This is a genomic window from Candidatus Hydrogenedentota bacterium (assembly GCA_019695095.1).
Lineage (GTDB): Bacteria > Hydrogenedentota > Hydrogenedentia > Hydrogenedentales > SLHB01 > JAIBAQ01.
The window spans coordinates 13,245-31,472 of the sequence record JAIBAQ010000032.1; the positions used below are offsets into that span (position 1 = coordinate 13,245).

Here is an 18,228-nt window from a genome sequence, read left to right on the forward strand (position 1 = left end):
CGACACGATGAACGACACGAACGCTCCCAACGATCCGCGTACACGGCTCCCATCAGTCTCTAAACTGCTGGATACACCGGAATGCCAGTCGTATGTCGCCCGGTATTCCCGGCCAATCGTCTTGGATGCGGTCCGTTCTGTTCTCGATGGGTATAGAAACACTCTTGACAAAATCGAGGCCGTTCCTGGCGTCGAGGTAGTGCTTGAGCAGACCCGCCTGCGCCTGGAAGAGGATTCTCTTGACCGTCTTCGTCCGGTCGTCAACGCGACGGGAATCATCCTTCACACGGGCTTGGGCCGGGCCGTGCTGCCGCGTCAGGCCGCGCAGGCGCTTGGGCAGCAAGACCGGTGCTGCAACATACAGATTGACCTCGCGTCCGGTTTGCGAGGCAAGCGCAATTACGAGTGCCAGCGGCTGCTTTGCGCGCTGACCGGCGCGGAGGACGCGCTTCTCGTCAACAATAACGCCGCCGCGACCCTGCTAATCCTGGCCTCATTGTGCGCGGGCAAAGACGTAATCGTATCCCGGGGGCAGCTTATCGAGATAGGCGGCTCCTACCGTCTGCCCGACTGCGTGCATCAGAGCGGAGCGCACCTCGTCGAAGTGGGAACGACCAATAAAACGCATCTACGCGATTACGAGGCCGCGCTAACGGAAGAGACGGGAGCGATTCTCCGGGTCAATCCCAGCAACTACCGCATTGTTGGATTCTCCAAGGAAGTCTCCATAGGCGAGTTGGTTAGTTTGAAGGAAAAGACGCCGGCGCTTGTCATAGACGACTTGGGGTGCGGTGCGCTCGTCGATCTGACTCAGTTCGGTTTGCCGCACGAGCCTACCGTGCAAGAGAGCGTGGCGGCAGGAGCCGACCTTGTGTGTTTCAGCGGAGACAAGCTCATTGGGGGTCCTCAATGCGGGATCATCGTGGGCAAGAAGGCATTGGTACAGCGGATTCGCAAGCACCCGCTGACACGAATGCTGCGCGTGTGCAAGCTGACCGACGTGGCGCTGGAGCACACGCTGCGGTTGTTCCTTACTCCCGAAACGCTCGTCGCGAACAATCCCACGCTCAGAATGTTGGCGGCTCCGGTCAACGAATTGAAGTCGGCCGCCGTCTTACTGAAGGAGCAGTTGGACGCCGCCGGGACCTCGTTCACCGTTTCGGTGGAAGCAGGGGAGAGTGCCATGGGGGGCGGATCGCTTCCGGCGACTCCGATTCCGACCTGTCTGTTGACGGTACGTGACGGTGGCATGTCAGCCGAACGATTGAGTGCGTTGTTGCGGCGCAACGAGCCGCCCATTATTGCCCGTATCGCGGACGACAAGGTCGTATTCGATATGCGGACCTTGTTGGAAGGCGAGGCCGCCATCGTGCTTGAGGCCCTCAAGCGGCTCAGCGCGTGACGATTCTTGAGAGAAGGGGAGGGTGATGCCTGAACAGGGGATAGCGGTCGATCCTATCCGGCGCGAAACCGTTATGTCTCGCTCGCAGAAGCTGGGTCACTGTGTGTGCAACCTCAAGCAACCGTGTCCGTGCCCGGAACTCGTGGAGCAGAATATCTGTCACTGCGCGGGCGAGCGGCCCGCCAATAAGCCGAAAAACATTGCCCTGACCAAGCATGTGCGCAAGGCGGGGTGCGCATCCAAGATCGGCCAAGCCGATCTCCTTCAGATTATCAAGAATCTTCCTTCGGTGACGGACCCACGCGTACTTCTGGGTGCTGCAGCGGGTGATGACGCCGGGGTGTATCGCCTTGATGAACACCGTTCGCTTGTCCAAACCGTGGACGTATTCACGCCTTGCGTCGACGATCCCTATTTGTTCGGCCAGATCGCTGCGGCAAATTCGTTGAGCGACGTCTATGCAATGGGAGGGCAACCGCTGACGGCCCTGTCCATTGTCGGATTCCCAATCGATGAACTTGATGGGTCCATCATGGAGGCGATGTTGCGTGGCGGTATGGACAAGCTGGCCGAGGCGAACTGCGCCTTGCTCGGCGGGCACAGCATTAACGATCCCGAGATCAAGTGCGGATTCGCAGTTACCGGTCTGATCGACACCGAACGGGTCGTTGCGCGCGATCGGGCGTTGCCCGGCGACGTGCTCGTATTGACCAAACCGCTGGGTACCGGGCTGGCGGCGTATGCGGCCCAGTTGGGGCGTTGTGAACCGGACGCGTTAACAGATGCAGGCATGGCGATGGCGACCCTCAACAAGGATGCCGCCGAACTGATGTGCCGGTATCAGGCGCATGCGTGCACGGACATCACCGGATTCGGTCTCGCGGGCCACTTGGTCTCGATGGCACGCGGAAGCGGCGTCGTTGCCGAGGTGGATATGACGCGGCTTCCCGTTTTCGGAATCGCGGCCGCGTGTTTGCGGGAAGAGATATTACCTGGAGCCGTCGATCGGAACCGTGCTTATGCGATGGCGTGGATGCGGATAACGGATGATGGGCACCCTGAGAATCTGCCGATCCTGTTCGACCCGCAAACGTCGGGAGGATTGTTGATCGCTTTACCGGAAGACAGGGCCGCGCAGTTGGTGGCGGACTTGAATGCCCGCGGCCACAAGGGCGTGGCAGTCATCGGCCGCATACGAGCATCGGAAGACGGCGAGGGACGCGTGGCCGTAACAAACACCCAACTGAGCAACTTTGTGGGAGCATTGCCATCCCTCAAGACGGCAACTACGGAGGAAAGTCACGTGACGGATTCGGTTGAGGACGGCACGTCGTGCTGCGGCGATCTCTTCGAAGAGCAAGGGACCAACGAGGCCGAAGTCCTAGCCGTATTCCAGGACTTCATGAAGAAGGCCAATGAGCCAGGGCGTATTGACCGGCGTGCGAAGAAGTTGATGGCCGTCATTCTTTCGATTGCGCACAAGTGCAAGCCGTGCCTGGCCATTCACCTCAAGGGCGCGTTGGCCATGGGCATCTCCCAGGCCGAGATCGACGAGGCCGCCAACCTCGCTATCGCGTTCGGCGGATGCACGGCGATGGTGTTCTACAAGGAAGCCGTCGACGAGCTCGCTGCGCAACGAGCAAAGAACCGGGGGGGAAAGGAGTAGACGCGTGTCGCCGTTACCCAGCACCGTTCGCCGGCCGCCTGGCCTGCTCACGAAAGAGCAGGATCCGGATGTCGTGATGATGGTGTGCACGGCGGGGCACGTCGACCACGGGAAGACGAGTTTGGTCAAGCTGCTGACGGGCTGCAATACCGACAAGCTCAAAGCCGAACAAGATCGGGGCATGACCATCGAGCTGGGGTTTGCCCCGTGCTTCCTGGGCGGCAACGAGTGCGTCGGCATTGTGGACGTGCCGGGTCACGAGAGTTTCATCCGCAACATGGTGGCGGGCGTGTCGGGAATCGATCTGTGCGTTCTCGTGATTGCCGCGGACGACGGAATCATGCCGCAGACCGTCGAACACGTGCAGATAATGGAACTATTGGGCGTGCGACGTGGGATTGTCGCGCTTACGAAGATCGACCTTGTACCCGAGGAAATGGTGGCGCAACGTGTCGAGGAAATCGCGGCGTATCTTCAGACTACGTTTCTGGCCGGGTCGTCCATATGCCCCGTATCGTCGGAAACCGGAGCCGGTTTCTTCGAATTCTACGACGTGCTCGTGAAAGCTATTCGCTCCCTTCAGAAACAGCGCCGCGAAGGCGTGTTTCGCATGCCCATCGAGCGGAGCTTCCTGCAACCGGGATTCGGGGCCATTGTGACGGGCGTCGCTATCGCCGGGCGAATCTCCGTGGGCGACGCCGTGGAAATTGTACCGGGTCACCGCATTGGAAAAGTCCGGGGAATGCAGCGTTTTCTTCGCAGCACCGGAGAGGCGGAGTACGCCCAATGCCTGGCGTTGAACATCGCGGAACCTGGAAAGGAAGCCTTCGAGAGGGGACAGATCGTTTCGCTGCCCGGCTACCTGCGGGAATCCGCCATCTTTCATGTGCGTATCCAGACAGTCTCGGAGGTATCGCCGCCTTTACGCAACGCCGAGGCAATCAAGTTCCACATCGGCACAGCGGAAGAGGTGGGCAAAGTCTACCTGCTGGAGGATGCGGAACTCGGGGCGTCCGCTTCCGCGTTGGCGACCATTCAGTTGAATCGTCCCGTAGCGGCCGTCGCCTATGATCGTTTTATTCTCCGACGCGCATCTCCTCATGCGACTATTGCAGGTGGCCGCATTCTTGACATTGTTTACGAGCCGCACCGACCGCCCAAAAAACACGCCTTGGAGATTCTGCGAACCCAAGAGGCCTTTCTGGGGATAGATTCCAAGACGTTGTTTGCGCTCGACACCGGAGACGAGACGTTCGCAATGCGACTGATTCAACATCGTCTGAAGACCGTGTTTCGCCACGGGGCCACGGCGGATGCCTTGGCTCACGCCACAGTCATGACGCCCGCCATGGTGGAACGGTCGCTCGACGCGCTTGTCAAGGAAGGGAGCGTGTCCGCGATGGGTGAAGGCGCTTTCATCGATAGCCAAACCTATCGAGAGAGCCTGGACGAAGTGGTAGCGCGCCTGAATCACGCGCGCGACGTAGAAGGGGCGATGACCGTGACGTTGAGCGCGTTGCGGCAGAGTCTCGACTGGCCAGATGCGCTTTGGAAGCGGGTTCGCCGCGAGTTGGAGGACCGCAAACTCGCGGAATTCCGTGGCAACCAGATTGTGCTTCAGGGGGCCGAGTCCTCACTCAGGGCAGATGAGCGTCTATTATTAGGGAAGATTCTCGGAATCTATCGCGAACAGGGGTTTCATTCGCCCAGACCCGAGGAATTACCCGAGTTGACCGGTGGCACGCCGGCGCAAACGGAGCGCCTTCTCGAGTTTCTCTGCCACGACGGACGTCTCGTCCGGCTGGCTAAGAACGTCGTTCTGAGCAGAGAACACTGCCTGAAGGCGCAGGAGTTAGTTATCAGCATCATTCAAGAGAAGGGGGTGCTTGACAGCGCCGATTTCAAGTACGCCATCGACTCGTCGCGCAAGTATGCGCTTTCTATTCTCGACTTTTTCGATGCGCGCCACGTGACGGTTCGGCAGGGAAATGACCGAAAGCTGGCGCCCAACTACCAGCGGAACGTGCTGACACCATGAAACGTTTTTCCAGAGAGCGGTTAGCCGCGTGGGCCGTGGTGGTGTTGGCCTTGGCTCTGCTCGTTTTCGGGACGGTGCACACGCATCAGGTGTTCGACCCGACCGTTGAAGAATTCGGCATGGTTGCCTTCATGAAGCTGCCCGATTGGCAGATGGTCATCGATTCCACGTTTGGCGGCGTAACCCGAAAAGACGGGAAGCTGTACAGCACCTATGACCGGGCGGAGTCGCGCGGCAAACGCGCCTGCCCCACTTGACAATGATCCACTTGGCGGCCATGGGCGCCGCCTCAGGAATCGTCTATGCTTGAGAATCTGAGAGTACGTACCATTGAGCGAAGGGTCACACAAGTCCTATCGCTGATAGCTCTGCACAGTTCATGGGGGCCGGAGTTCAAATGGCTCTGCAACCCCGTGTTGAGTTGTCATTCGTGCGTTTTGGCGTGGTTCGCGTGCCCGGTGGGCGTTTTTGTTCACTACTCGGGTTTTCACACGATTCCGTTCCTTGCCCTGGGAATGGTGCTGCTGCTCGGCGTTACCGTGGGCAGGCTTCTCTGCGGGTGGGTCTGTCCGTTTGGCTTCCTGCAGGACCTGCTGTACAAGATCCCCAGCCCGAAGTTCCATCTCCCGGCCTGGACGGCAAAACTTAAATACGTCGTACTGGCGCTAACCGTGATCGCGTTGCCGTTCGTTTTCGGTGAGCAGACGTGGCTGTCATTCTGCCGAGTATGCCCGGCTTCGGCGCTTCAAGTCACCATTCCCAACATCATAATCGGTGGCGTATCCACGCTGAGCGTGGCGTCGATAGTTAAGCTGGCCATCCTTGTCGTGGTTCTTGTCGCGGCAGTGCTGAGCAGCCGGTCCTTCTGCAAAGTCATCTGCCCGATCGGGGCAATTCTTGCACCGCTCAATCTGTTGTCGTTCTGGAAGATTAAGGTGCCGACCCAGAACTGCTCGGGATGTCAGAAGTGCAACCATGCGTGTCCGCAAGACGGGTTGCCGCAACTGCGTGTAGCGCAAGGTGTCTCTGCCAGCCGCACGGCGGAATGCGTGTTTTGCTACGAGTGTCAGACCACCTGCCCGATGCCGTTGCTTGAGGCGCAGGCGCGCGCGGAGGAAGGCCAATCATGAGAATCCCCCACGTGCGAGTGCTTGTGCTGGCAATGGCAGCGATGGCTCAAGTGCTTGCGCTTGAGGTGCCTCTGAGATACTTCTCCCCTCCCATGGGTCTCGAGAACGCGCGACGTAGCGGGACGCAGTGTGTTACGGTTTCCCAGACTCCGCCTCCCGGCGAATGGAAGCTGCCGCCGATGGTTGCCCGCATTCCACTATTTGGATTGGCTAAGCTAGGTGATGCGAAGCACCTCATTGTCTTGGACTGCGCGAATCCGAGCGATCAGTTCTACACGCGCTTTCTTTTCGATGCGAATGCTAACCGCGATCTGACCGACGACCCAGTCGTCACGGGACGATGCCATTGGGAGTCAGATGGCCATCGCGTCAGCATGAGATCCAGGCAAGGTATCGAACTGGACGTATTGACCGGTGAGGGCAAGACTCACTACGAATTCGACTTTGAGGTCCAAGGGGGATTCTCAACGAGGTTTCCGGACATAGGCGATTCGAGCAATCTCCACGATATCAGGATCTACTTATACTCGCGAAACTGGTACGTGACAGCTCTCGATATAGACGGCACGCGCTACGGCATCGAGATTGATGATAGGAATATGAACGGCCGTTTTGGCGATACGGCAAGAATTCCGCCTGACCTCGTGCGCGGAAATAGGTTGATTTGTGAAGGAGACCGCATTCACATCAGCGACGAGGGCGGTTACGACTACTACAACGAGATGAACCTCACCGACAAGCTTGCCTTGGGCGATAAGCTCTTTAAGGTGCAAGTCGATACCGCCGGATTGAGACTTATCCTGACCCCAATAACCGAGAATCTCTCCGCTATCAAGATCCCGGAAGGCGTTGAGCGACTGGTTGTTCTGGACGCGAACGGTTCAACCGGCATCGCGGCATTTCGTCCCGGAAAGGTCTTGCGCGTGCCTGCGGGTGAATATCGGTTGCAGTTCTATCAGCTTCTGCGCAAAGACAAGGAGGGTGACCTCTGGCGCTTGAATGCGAACGGCATCGCCTACGACCAAACCGTCACCGCCACGACCGGCGCCGAGGCTGTACTCGCCATGGGAGAGCCATTCAGGCCCGTTGTGAAGGGACGGATACTATCGCGCGACGCAAGTTACACGGGGCAACCTGAATCGCGTTTGGCATTTGGAGTATGCGGCAAAGGGAACGAGATGGTAACGGACCTGTCTCGCATTCGCGGCAACAGTTCCGCAATCGCGATGTCCACCACAATCAACCACCGTCCCAAGGAGCCAACGTATAAGGTAGTCAGCAAAGATGGCGAAGTGGTGGCTCAAGGCCAATTCGAGTATGGGTGAGGATTCAGTTGCTCAGCCACATGGGTTGGCTACAAAATCAATGAAGAGTACACGGTCCTTTGCACTTATGTTGCGGGCCCGTTCGAAACAGAAGTGAAGGCGCAACCACTGGAGATCACGTTCATTAGGTAACGGCTTTCGTTGAGGGAATGCGATGAGTTGCGGAGTTGCCCATTTGGAGCATGTGAATACAATGGCCTTGTCAGAATTCTATTGCTATGGTACTATGCGAGCAAGTAGTAGAAGGCGCAGAGTCGCGTTGAGGGGGCGGCCTATGCGGATGCGCGAGAGTTCTGAGTCTCCAAGGGGGAACCCATCTCTGCCCGGTGTTTACTCGACCAGACTGTGCAATGTGAGAGCGGTTAATGCTGTCTCTGTTGATCGTTTTTCAGACGTTAACACATTGCATGGGGGGAACCATCGAACCTAGTTTAAGCATCGGCGATTCGCGGTGTAGTTCCGACTCGATTCTAACACGGTGGATCGGTTGGAAGTGACTCGCGATAGCCGGAAAACGACAGGGGGCCGCAGTATGAGATATACACGACTCGCGGTGCTGGTTTTGGGGGTGGCGCTTGTTGCGCCAGCCTTTGCGCTGGAAGTCCCGCTGAGGTATTCCGCCTATCCCCAGGACTTGCGTGAATTTCGACCGTATGGAAATCAGCATGTTCGGACGGTGACTACCGTGCCTGAGGGGGACTGGAAATTACCTCCCTTGGTGGCCAAGGTACCGCTGTACGGACTGGTTGAGTTCGGAGACAGCAAGTACCTCATGGTGCTGGACTTCGCCAATGCGAACGACAAGTTTTACTCGCGCATTTTGTTCGACGCCAATGCCAACCGGGACCTCACGGACGATCCCGTGGTGGATGGTAAATGCAATTGGGCTGACAACAATCAGTATGCCTTTATTGAGATGAGGCAGGCGGTTGATGTCGAGTTCACTCTTGGCGGCGCGAAAGTGAAGTACAGTTTTCGTCCGCAGGCCAATGCATGGTTCCCCAATTCGTCGGTTGACCTATCCAAGCCGGAGAACCTGCAGAACATCACCGTTTATCTGCGGACAAACTGTTCGTACTCGGGCGAATTCGATCTGGATGGAGTTCACTACGGAGTTGAGTTGGGCGATCGCAACGCAAACGGACGGTTCAACGACATTGCCGAAGTGCCGGCCGAGATGAGAGGCGACGATCGTCTGTATGCTCAAGGCGACAGCTTCTACATCAACATCGACGCGAAGAACGATTACTACAATGAGATGAGCCTTGGCGACAAGCTTGTGCTGGGAGATAAGGTTTTCAAAGTCGAGATCAATACCCCCGAATCGAAAATGGTATTGACGCCGATCACGGAGAACCTCTCCGCTGTCAAGCTTCCGGAGAAACTTGAGCGGCTGGTGTTGCTGGAAGACTCACTCAAGAACGGCGTCATGGTGTTTCGTCCCGAAAAGACGGTGACCGTGCCTGAAGGCAACTATCGACTTCTGTATTACCAAATACTCAGGGAAGACAAGGAAGGCGATCTGTGGCGCTTGATTGCAATGGGTTCCAGAAAGGCCAACGCATTCACGGCGAAGAAGGGCGGGCACGTCGCGCTGGAAATGGGCGAGCCCTTCCGTCCGATTGTCGAAGTGCCGGAATGGGCGCGAAGCAATATGCGCGGCGGAAGCAACGAGGTGAACCTGTCATTCGTCATTCGCGGTAAAGGCGACGAGATGGTGGCGGACCTGAGCCGTATTCGCGGTAACAAGACCAAACTGCCGATGTCCGCAAAAGACGGTTCCCGCCCCAAAGAACCCACCTATAAGATTGTCAAACAGGACGGCGAAGTGGCCAAACAAGGCCAGTTCGAGTATGGGTGAGGATTCAGTTGCTCGGCCACATGGAGTGGCTACAAGAAAGACGAGAAGTACAACGTTTTGTGCACGTTTGTGGCAGGACCTTTCGATACCAAGATAAAGGCTCAGCCACTGGAGTTCTGAAGAAGAGAGAGTCTGAATGGGGAGAGGGTAACGCAGGCGTTGCCCTCTCCCATTTGAAGGCGACAAGTCCGCGTCCGGGCGACCGAGGGGGCCTGAGCAGGATTACGTGCGATGAGAGTCTTTTCGATACTCGTATTCCTTTTTGCGGTGGGGGCGAATGCCGCGCCGATTGAGGCGCCTTTGCAGTTTAAGGCGTATAAGGATGGGATAGACTCCTTGTTGTCTTGGAGTCCGTCGCAGGTGGTTCTTTCAAAACAGCCGCCCGCCGGCGAGTGGAAGCTGCCGAGTCTGAAGAGCAGCGTTCCCGCATTTGCACTACTGAAACTGGCGGATACGGAGTTTCTAATCGTTCTGGACAACAAGTCGCCAAAAGATCCCTTCTATACCCGCCTTTACTTCGATGCAAATGCGAACCGCGACTTGACAGACGACCCGGAAGTTGCCACGGCCGGCGACTATAGTTGGTGGTTTGGCAGTGCCAGGCTGAGTACGACCTCGGCAGTCAATGTCACGTTTCCGGTGAACGGTCAACTTGTGCCGTATGCCTTTTCGATTCATGTAAGCTGCGGCTTTTCAGGTTTTTCGACGAGCCTAAAGCAAAATGGAAATTGGGAACGGCTGAGTTTTTACGTCCAGCCCAGTTGCTTGCTCGCGGGTGAGTTCGATTACGCAGGAGAACACTATCTCGTAAGCCTTTGCGATCAAAACTGCAACGGCCGCTTTGACGACCCGGCGGCGCGGCCACAAAATGGAGTTGCGGACTATTACTTCAATTCCGGCGACGCGATGTTCATTACCACCGGCCGTCAAGTCGAGTACGGGGACGAGGTGGGGATGGGCGGCTATCTCGGAATTAAGGATACCCTCTTTCAAGTTCAGGTGGATCGCGTTGCGAACAAGATGACGTTGATACCGGTCACCGAGAGTCTTGGAAAGCTCAACCTTCCGCAAGGCGTTGTGCGCCTGGTGCTCGCTCGAACAGACACCAAAAGCGCCGTTACAGTGATCGACTCGGGGCCATCGATCGCCTTGCCCGCCGGAGAATATCGCGTCTATTCGTACAGCGTTGCGCGCAAAGACGCCTCCGGGAAGTACTGGAGACTCGAGGCGCGAGGCTCTGCCAAAGGAATTGCGAGCCGGGTGGTCGAAGGAAAGGAGACTACGCTGGTAGCCTGCGATCCTTTTCAGCCGCGCATGAAGCTGGCGTATTACAGAGAACCTGGATTCCTGGATTGGGAAGGAAGCGCATCGTTTGACTTCCAATTAAGAGGGGCTGCTGGAGAGGAGGTCGTTGGCTTATATTGCGGGGGCAAGACCCCAACGGATCCGCTTTCATCCCTGCAATGGACCCGGCCCCCCAAGTCTCCCACCTACAAAATCATGACCAGCGACGGTCAGATCGTTGCGCAGGGCCAATTTGAGTATGGGTGAGGATTTAGTTGCAGGGCCACATGGCGTGGCTACAAACCCGATTCGGACTATCGTGCCTTGTGCACAGTTGATATCGGCCCGTTCAAGACTTCGGTCGAGGCGCAGCCTATCGAAAAGTAGACGCGCAAGATCACAGTGTTTCGTTGAGGAGGGGCGATGCTTGCGTCGCCTCTTTTTGATTGGTGCGGGGGCGAAGTCCGCGAGGGAAAGGATTTGCGCGTGAAGACATTGTCGGCAGTTCGCTTGGAGGATGTTCAGGCCGTTTATGGCGGGGCCGAGGGTACGTTGTGGGAATTGCTGATGGGAGAACAAATCCACATCGGTGGATTCGAATCATCTCTGGATCTTGCGCAAAACGCTGGGATAGCACCCGGAATGCATGGAGTGGACCTTTGTTGCTGCACCGGAGCGGGGATGCGGTTTCTGTGTCGCGTGTGCGGCGTTGACCACATGACTGGCGTCGATGCCACCGAGCGCGTTGTGACGCTTGGGCGGTCCCGTTGCGAGGCAGAAGGATTGGCAGACAGGATTGACTTCGTCCCCGGCTTGGCGACAGATACCGGACTGCAAGAGGGGAAGTTCGATTTCGTGTGGGGGGAGGATGCCTGGTGTTACGTCGAGGACAAGCAAGCGCTGGTCGCCGAAGCGGCGCGACTGGTGAGGCCGGGCGGCGTTGTTGCATTCACGGATTGGATTGAAGGAGAAGCGGGACTTTCACAAGAAGAATCGGAGCGATTCCTGTCCTTCATGAAGTTTCCGTCGCTGTGGGACCGCGAGACGTATTTGGAGGCGTTGGAGGCGAGCGGATGCATCCCGCAAATTGCGGCGGATACAGGGCGCTTTGGCCCATTTGCGCAACTGTATTCGACGCTTCTGTCGTCGCAGTTTCGGCTGGATGCATTGAAGATAATTGGCTTCGATGAAACGGTCATGCGGGCCATCGAAGGCGAGATGGCGTTTGTCGTCGAATTGGCGCAAGCGGGGAAGATAGCACAAGGCCTATTCGTCGCGCGCAAGAGTGGCGGATAAGGGAGAGCGCATCGTGAACACGTGTGATTCGGTATCCACGAAACCTTCCTGCGGCAGCAATAACGGGGCCGTTGCGGATTCGGGCGACCCCCTGGGGTGGTTTGCGAATACGATTTCGCACAGCCTGACCTACGCCCAAATCCAGCGCGCGCAAGGCCGGCCGATTGTGGGGATGATGTGCGAGTTCACCCCGCGTGAACTTATTATGGCGGCGGGCGCCATACCGGTGTGCCTGTGCGCGGGGTCCGCGGCCACGATTCCCGCGGCGGAACGGCATCTGCCCGCGAATCTCTGTCCCATGATCAAATCCGCATACGGCTACCATGTGGAACGGTCGAATCCGTTTCTCGAAATGTCGGACCTGATCGTTGCGGAGACAACCTGCGACGGCAAGAAGAAGATGTATGAGTTGATGGCCGAATCGAGAGCGATGCATGTGGTTCAACTTCCACATGAGCAAAATGGGAAAGACGCCCTCGAATACTGGGTTAACGAGCTGTATTGCCTGAAGGAGGCGCTTGAGCGGAGATTCAAGATAGAGATTGACGAGACCAGACTGCGCGAGTCCATACACACGATGAATCGTGAGCGTTCGTTACGTCGAAGACTGGCTCAGTTGATGAAGCGCGACGCGCCGCCTTTGACGGGGAGGCAACTCGCGCAACTGCGCTCGAATACTTCCGGAATCCCCGAGGACCTCCGGCAATACGAGCGGGCCTTGGCCATGCTGGAAGGACGTGAGGCGTGCCCCAAAACGGCGAAGAAGGTGCGTGTACTGCTGACCGGTGTTCCAATGGCGTTCGGGGCCGAACGTGTGCTCGACATAATCGAAGGCTCTGGGGGGCTTGTCGTTTGTACGGAGAGCTGTACGGGACTGAAGCCGATCTATGAAGACGTCGACATTGACGCGCCGGATCTCATGCGCGCTCTCGCGACCAAGTACTTCCATTTACCGTGTTCCGTCATGTCGCGAAATACGGACCGTCTGGATCTTTTGCGCAACCTTGCGGTCGAGTACCGGCCCGATTGTGTCGTCGAGCTTATTTGGCAGGCGTGTTTAACGTATGATGTTGAGTCCTTCTACGTGAAACGTCTCGCGGAGGAGGAGCTTCAGATTCCGTATCTTCGTATCGAGACCGATTATGCTCCGGCGGACTCGGCGCGCATTCAAGTGCGCGTCGAAGCTCTGCTTGAAACGGCCAAAGGACGTAAACAGCGAGTTTGATATGCCGACGACAAACATCCCCATCGCCTACGTGTCGCCCTTTATACCTCGCGAGTGGGTCGCGGCACACGGTTGCACGCCCATCCGCGTAACGGCACGTGCCGCGCGCGGAACCACATTCGATGGTCAAGGCGTCTGCTACTTTTGCCATTCCTTGGCAGAATCCATGATGCAAGTGGAGGAAGCGGCGGCTGTGGTGATGGCGACCACGTGCGATCAGATGCGCCGCATGGCGGAACGCCTATCCACCGAACTCTCGAAGCCGGTCTTTCTCATGAATGTTCCCGCGACGTGGCGAACTGAGACTGCGCGCACGATCTATCGCGACGAATTGCGGCGCTTGGGCGACTTCTTGGTGGAACTCGGAGGGCGCCGCCCATCGGTAGACGAGTTCGTCGCCGCGGCGAACGCATGCGGTCAACGCGCCGACGATCTATTGTACTCGCGCGGAGGCAATTTCAATTCCGCCGAATCCAGGGGAGACTCGATTCCAATTCTTCTTTTGGGAAGTCCTGACTTGCGGGAGCATGAAGAGCTTGTCGAGTGTATTCGCCAAGCGGGAGGTCACGTCGAGGTCGATGGGCGGGAGGGCGTAGAACGCACGTACCCGTTGTCCATCGACAAGGTGCTCGCGGAACAAGACCCCATCGAGGCGATGGTCGATGCGTACTTCGATCAGATTCCAGGGGCATTCCGCAGGCCGAACGACGCGCTATACACGTGGGTGGAGCAGGTTGTGAAGACGCGGGGCATCTGCGGGGCAATCGTTGGGCACTATGTGTCGTGCGACCCCTGGCATGCGGAGAGCCACCGGCTTAAGGAACGATTGGACATACCATGTCTTGTGCTTGACTACGACGAATGCCCTGATATCAGCGAGCGCGCAAAGGGGCGAATTCATGCGTTTATGGAGACCCTGCGATGAGTGTGCCTCCTGCAAAGATATCGTTTGCCGAATGGGAAACGCGGTTTGAATCGTGTTCCGGGTCCGCCCCGGATACGGATGGGCTTGTCCCCTTGAGCCGCCACCTTCGCGAGGGCGATGCGCGTCTGCCGAAGCTACAGTACGACAATTCCGTCGCGGCGTTGCGACTATGGAACTTGGTTCTCGGCGAGGAAGACCGTCTTCACGAGGCGCGCGTAGCAGGCAAGAAGATCGTGGGAACCATGAAGGACCTGGGCACGATCCCCTTGATTGCATATGCCGCGCCAAATCTCGTCGCGTTTTATCCCGACGGCGCATGGTGGACGCCCTGCATAATGGAGGACAGCACCGGTCTTCTGCCTGTCGCGGATTCGCTAGGCTTGGGAGATTCCTTCTGCCCGGTTCGGGCGATGGTGGGAGCATTCGTCACGCGCGCGCATTTCCCGTTGCCGGATATGCTTGTGTGCAGTGTGGGAGCCACCTGCGACGATTTTTCCGCGATTGCGCAACGCCTTGAAGGGTTAGGGTACCCCATCGTGTGGTGGGAAATGCCTCACCGCCGCCGGCCTTTGAACGGGGAAGAATCCGTTGAATTGGCCGCGCCTCATCGCGCGCCCGTGCGGTTGATGCAGTATGTGATAAAGGAGTTGGAACGCATCCGCGAACTCCTGAGCGATTTGTCCGGCTACAGCATCAATGACGAAGCCTTGATGCAGAGTATCCGCAAGGCTAACCGCATTCGCGCGGTGCTCCGGGAATTGCGCGAGCTTGCCTTCACCGCAGATCCTTGCCCGTTGCCGGCCCTTGAGGTGATGCTTGCGGAGATGTTAGCCATTCATTTTTGTTCCGACCCCGCACAGTCCGAATCGATCTTGGATGACTTGCTTACGACGGTAAAGTCGCGCGCCGCTTCCAAGCAAGGAGTCTTGCCTGAAGGTGCGGTTCGCGTGTTTTGGGTGAACCCCGTAGCGGACCTTCGCGTACTGAATGTGCTGGAAGAGAGCGGAGGACGGCTATGCGGCACCGACTTCATGTTTGGTCATGCCATAGAGCCAATCCCGCAAGACACTTCTCCCATGGAAGCGTTGGCGCGAATGGCACTTTCCGATCCCATGGTTGGGACCACTGCAGATCGCGCCCTCGCGATTTGTCAGGAAGCGGAGCGGCTGAAGGCGGAAGCCGTGGTCATCTCGCGAATTCCGGGCGCGAGTCATTGCACGTATGAAGGTCGCGCGATACGGACCATTGTTCAAGATCGTTTGGCGTTGCCGGTTGTGGAAATTGAGGTTCCTCCCGTGTGCGATTCTCTGTTGCCCTCGTTGCGAACGAGACTGGAGGCCCTCATCGAGACGGTCCTGGAGAAGAGAGACTCATGCTTGTCGCAGGCGTAGACGCGGGATCGCGTGCCGTGAAGCTGGTCCTGTGGGACCGTGCCGAAGGCCGATCTCTGGCAGCGGGCATGCTGGATCAGGGTGTGCAGCAGGATGCTCTGGCCAACGACTTGCTGGAGCGTTTGTTGGCCGAGGCGGGTTGCAGCCGAGACGATTTGCGTGGTGTCGTCGCAACGGGCTATGGGCGAAACATAGTCAGTTTCGCGGACAGAACCATCACGGAGATTACGTGTCATGCACACGGCGTCCGCCACGTGATGCCCGAAGCGCGCACCATCATTGATATCGGCGGACAAGACTGCAAAGTGATTCATCTGGACGACCGCGGAAACGTCTACGACTTCTCCATGAACGACCGCTGCGCGGCGGGAAGCGGGCGCTTCTTGGAGATGGTGGCGTCGCGGCTGGACGTCAGTCTGAACCACTTGGCCGAACTCTCGAATCGAAGCGCGTCGCCTGCTGCTATCAGCAGCATGTGTGTCGTCTTCGCGGAAACGGAGATTGTCGGCCTGCTTGCCACCGGCACACCTTCCGAAGACATCGTCGCAGGCGTGTTGCAATCGCTGGCGCGGCGCGTGGCCGGCATGATGGGCCGCGTCAAAGACGGCCCAGTTGTCTTCACTGGAGGAGCCGCTCAGATTTCGGGATTGGTAGATGCCCTGGAAGAGGCTTTGGAACGGCCGGTTATCGTTGCTCCGGAACCGCAAATGACCGGCGCATTGGGCGCCGCGCTTAACGCATTGCAGTAGCGGACGGGGCGGGGGGTTGGTGCTTTTGTGCTTCGAGAAGCTTTGCGCCTGCGGTGTTGGCGAGTAGCAGGACGAAGCGGCTACCTACCGACTCGCGGCCTACCAGGGGGAATGCGCACATGCGCGGCGCGAAGGACAGCAGCCACTTCCAGTCTTTCTCTTGTACCACCATGAACGCAGGGCCACCAGTCTCGAATTGCGCGGCGAATTCTTCTGTGATGCGCGTCAATTCCATCTTGAAGTGATCCGCGTACTTGGATTTCCCGGCCATGAATGCGAAAGCTTCGTCGCGGCGCGCTTGAAGGGCAGACTTTTCGGCATCGGTTACGTGAGCCAAGTCCGCGACCGGAACGTTATCGAACGCGCGCAGCAATATGGACCCAAGATACTTGGTGTCTTCCAAACCCTCCAACGCATCGACACCCGGCGGTGGCTCAATTGGCCACTCGTCGACGAGGAAATCCGTCTGGAAATGCTTCGTGTAGAAGATGTAGGCCTCCGAAGAAAATCGCACGGAGTAGAACCGGTACTCTGTGCCTGCGTCGGTGAGCTGGCGCAGCGGCGCACAGAATTCGGCTGCCCCTTTGAAGGTGTTAATGAAAGGAAAGAGCAGCACGGCCATGACCAGATAGAGCCCTGCGACGTGCCCGGCCATCGCGAAATGAACCGCGCGGCCTTGCTTTCGAATTGTGGCAATGAGCGCATGGACCCCAAACAATAGGGCGCAAACGGCAAGCGCAACAATTCGTTTCCAGTCGTCGCTTTGCACGATTTGCTGCAATGTCGCCGTTTCGATCTCGATATCAGGATGTGAGACTGCGTAATGCGGCGCGGCAAAGATCCCAATGGCGAAGACGAGCAACAGCAGAGTCCACACCGAACCGATGGTTCGCCGCAAGGCGGTAAGGTTCTGGCGATCGGCCAATTGAATGATCGTGGTGGCTAGCAGGATTGCGAAGGCCGGCGCCAACGGCAAAATGTATATCGCGCGCTTGCCTGCGCTGATGGTGAAGAACACGAGCGCGGGCAGGGTCCAATACAGAAGAAGGCGCATGCCATCGCCTTCCTTGCGCCGCTGCCAAATCGCAAAGACAGTCCAAGGGAGAAACAGCGTCCACGGAAACAGATCCGCGGGCACGTTCACGAGATAGAACCAAAACGGCTCCGCTTTGCTCACTCCGAGGAAGAACCGCCCAATGGTCTGGCGGAACAGATTCGCGCCGATGCCCTCTTGGACAGCGCTGGCAACTTCGGGCGCTGCCATCAAGCGTGCCGGTATGTACCACAACGCGATAGCCACCACGACAAACAAAAGTCCCATGCCCAGCCGAACTTGCCTACGCTCTGCTTTGCGTCCCCAATAGAAAAAGACGATTAGGAGAATAGGGAAGACAATTCCAGGAGGGCCTTTTGCGTAAACGGCGGCAGCAATGGCCGCGTAGAAGGTAATGAGCCAGGATCGCTTCTTCGATTCATGGAACATCCAGAATGCGTATAAAGCAATTGCGAGGCATCCCGTCAGGACCATGTCTATCTGTGCTGTGCGCGCCTGCCACCAGAACCGGGCCGAGGTCATCAGCACGATGCTGGCAAGCAGTGCGGTGCGCAGGCCGTATAGCCTTTCGGCGAGCAGGAACGTACACAACAACGTTGTCAGAGCGCCCAGCACGGACGGAATGCGCGCAGTCGTCTCCGTCACGTCGCCAAAGGGCGCGGAAAGCGCGGCGATCATCCAGAAGAAGAGCGGCGGTTTCTCTTTGTAGGGCTGGCCGTTGACATGCAGGACGATCCAGTTTCCGTCCTGCAGAGCCTCGCGCGCCACCTGGCCAAAACGCGGCTCATCGGCCGGCCACAGTTCGTATCCGCCGAGGTTGGCTGCAAAGAGCAGCGCGCCAAACGCTAGAAGCGCGATGAGTACAATGTGCCGGTAGGACAT

General features: G+C 57.8%; 14 protein-coding genes. 13 read left to right on the forward strand and 1 reads right to left on the reverse strand.

Annotation, left to right across the window (positions count from 1 at the left end; all coding sequences use genetic code 11):
- Positions 1 to 7: 7 nt before the first annotated feature.
- From selA to K1Y02_07800, 13 genes are all read left to right on the forward strand, one after another.
- Complete coding sequence (selA, locus tag K1Y02_07740) at positions 8 to 1,402, forward strand: L-seryl-tRNA(Sec) selenium transferase (protein MBX7256239.1); 1,395 nt, start codon at positions 8 to 10, stop codon at positions 1,400 to 1,402.
- Between the two features lie 25 nt (positions 1,403 to 1,427).
- Positions 1,428 to 3,068: a selenide, water dikinase SelD gene (gene selD / locus K1Y02_07745; protein MBX7256240.1), complete on the forward strand. Its 1,641-nt coding sequence runs from the start codon at positions 1,428 to 1,430 to the stop codon at positions 3,066 to 3,068.
- Between the two features lie 4 nt (positions 3,069 to 3,072).
- Positions 3,073 to 5,106 (forward strand): selenocysteine-specific translation elongation factor, encoded by a 2,034-nt coding sequence (gene selB / locus K1Y02_07750; GenBank protein ID MBX7256241.1) that lies wholly within the window; start codon positions 3,073 to 3,075, stop codon positions 5,104 to 5,106.
- The gene (locus tag K1Y02_07755; GenBank protein MBX7256242.1) at positions 5,103 to 5,363 is read left to right on the forward strand and encodes a hypothetical protein; all 261 of its coding nucleotides are present in this window, start codon (positions 5,103 to 5,105) and stop codon (positions 5,361 to 5,363) included. The genes selB and K1Y02_07755 overlap by 4 nt, the downstream gene beginning before the upstream one ends.
- Positions 5,364 to 5,408: 45 nt before the next feature.
- Complete coding sequence (locus K1Y02_07760) at positions 5,409 to 6,236, forward strand: 4Fe-4S binding protein (protein MBX7256243.1); 828 nt, start codon at positions 5,409 to 5,411, stop codon at positions 6,234 to 6,236.
- Positions 6,233 to 7,561 (forward strand): hypothetical protein, encoded by a 1,329-nt coding sequence (locus K1Y02_07765; protein MBX7256244.1) that lies wholly within the window; start codon positions 6,233 to 6,235, stop codon positions 7,559 to 7,561. Before K1Y02_07760 ends, K1Y02_07765 begins: the two co-directional genes overlap by 4 nt.
- A gap of 532 nt (positions 7,562 to 8,093) precedes the next feature.
- Positions 8,094 to 9,422, forward strand: a complete 1,329-nt coding sequence (locus K1Y02_07770; GenBank protein ID MBX7256245.1) for a hypothetical protein — start codon at positions 8,094 to 8,096, stop codon at positions 9,420 to 9,422.
- 231 nt (positions 9,423 to 9,653) lie between these two features.
- Entirely contained in the window at positions 9,654 to 10,973 is a 1,320-nt protein-coding gene (locus K1Y02_07775) for a hypothetical protein (GenBank protein ID MBX7256246.1), read from the forward strand.
- Positions 10,974 to 11,129: 156 nt separating this feature from the next.
- Entirely contained in the window at positions 11,130 to 12,002 is an 873-nt protein-coding gene (locus K1Y02_07780; protein ID MBX7256247.1) for a class I SAM-dependent methyltransferase, read from the forward strand.
- Positions 12,003 to 12,015: 13 nt separating this feature from the next.
- On the forward strand, positions 12,016 to 13,227 hold the full coding sequence (locus K1Y02_07785) for a 2-hydroxyacyl-CoA dehydratase family protein (GenBank protein MBX7256248.1): 1,212 nt from the start codon (positions 12,016 to 12,018) through the stop codon (positions 13,225 to 13,227).
- A 1-nt stretch (position 13,228) separates the two neighbouring features.
- Positions 13,229 to 14,152 (forward strand): 2-hydroxyacyl-CoA dehydratase family protein, encoded by a 924-nt coding sequence (locus K1Y02_07790; protein ID MBX7256249.1) that lies wholly within the window; start codon positions 13,229 to 13,231, stop codon positions 14,150 to 14,152.
- Complete coding sequence (locus K1Y02_07795; GenBank protein MBX7256250.1) at positions 14,149 to 15,543, forward strand: 2-hydroxyacyl-CoA dehydratase family protein; 1,395 nt, start codon at positions 14,149 to 14,151, stop codon at positions 15,541 to 15,543. Before K1Y02_07790 ends, K1Y02_07795 begins: the two co-directional genes overlap by 4 nt.
- Positions 15,525 to 16,292 carry a rod shape-determining protein gene (locus K1Y02_07800; GenBank protein MBX7256251.1) on the forward strand — a complete coding sequence of 256 codons (768 nt, stop codon included), beginning with the start codon at positions 15,525 to 15,527 and terminating at the stop codon, positions 16,290 to 16,292. Before K1Y02_07795 ends, K1Y02_07800 begins: the two co-directional genes overlap by 19 nt.
- On the opposite strand, the gene K1Y02_07805 is transcribed toward K1Y02_07800, so the two are convergent.
- Positions 16,276 to 18,228, reverse strand: a complete 1,953-nt coding sequence (locus K1Y02_07805; protein ID MBX7256252.1) for a glycosyltransferase family 39 protein — start codon at positions 18,226 to 18,228, stop codon at positions 16,276 to 16,278. The two genes, K1Y02_07800 and K1Y02_07805, sit on opposite strands and share 17 nt — an antisense overlap.

Coding starts and splice junctions, on each gene's coding strand:
- selA (MBX7256239.1), top strand. CDS start 8: ATGAACGACACGAACGCTCCCAACGATCCGCGTACACGGCTCCCATCA.
- selD (MBX7256240.1), top strand. CDS start 1,428: ATGCCTGAACAGGGGATAGCGGTCGATCCTATCCGGCGCGAAACCGTT.
- K1Y02_07755 (MBX7256242.1), top strand. CDS start 5,103: ATGAAACGTTTTTCCAGAGAGCGGTTAGCCGCGTGGGCCGTGGTGGTG.
- K1Y02_07760 (MBX7256243.1), top strand. CDS start 5,409: ATGCTTGAGAATCTGAGAGTACGTACCATTGAGCGAAGGGTCACACAA.
- K1Y02_07765 (MBX7256244.1), top strand. CDS start 6,233: ATGAGAATCCCCCACGTGCGAGTGCTTGTGCTGGCAATGGCAGCGATG.
- K1Y02_07770 (MBX7256245.1), top strand. CDS start 8,094: ATGAGATATACACGACTCGCGGTGCTGGTTTTGGGGGTGGCGCTTGTT.
- K1Y02_07775 (MBX7256246.1), top strand. CDS start 9,654: ATGAGAGTCTTTTCGATACTCGTATTCCTTTTTGCGGTGGGGGCGAAT.
- K1Y02_07780 (MBX7256247.1), top strand. CDS start 11,130: ATGCTTGCGTCGCCTCTTTTTGATTGGTGCGGGGGCGAAGTCCGCGAG.
- K1Y02_07790 (MBX7256249.1), top strand. CDS start 13,229: ATGCCGACGACAAACATCCCCATCGCCTACGTGTCGCCCTTTATACCT.
- K1Y02_07795 (MBX7256250.1), top strand. CDS start 14,149: ATGAGTGTGCCTCCTGCAAAGATATCGTTTGCCGAATGGGAAACGCGG.
- K1Y02_07800 (MBX7256251.1), top strand. CDS start 15,525: ATGCTTGTCGCAGGCGTAGACGCGGGATCGCGTGCCGTGAAGCTGGTC.
- K1Y02_07805 (MBX7256252.1), bottom strand. CDS start 18,228: ATGTCCTACCGGCACATTGTACTCATCGCGCTTCTAGCGTTTGGCGCG.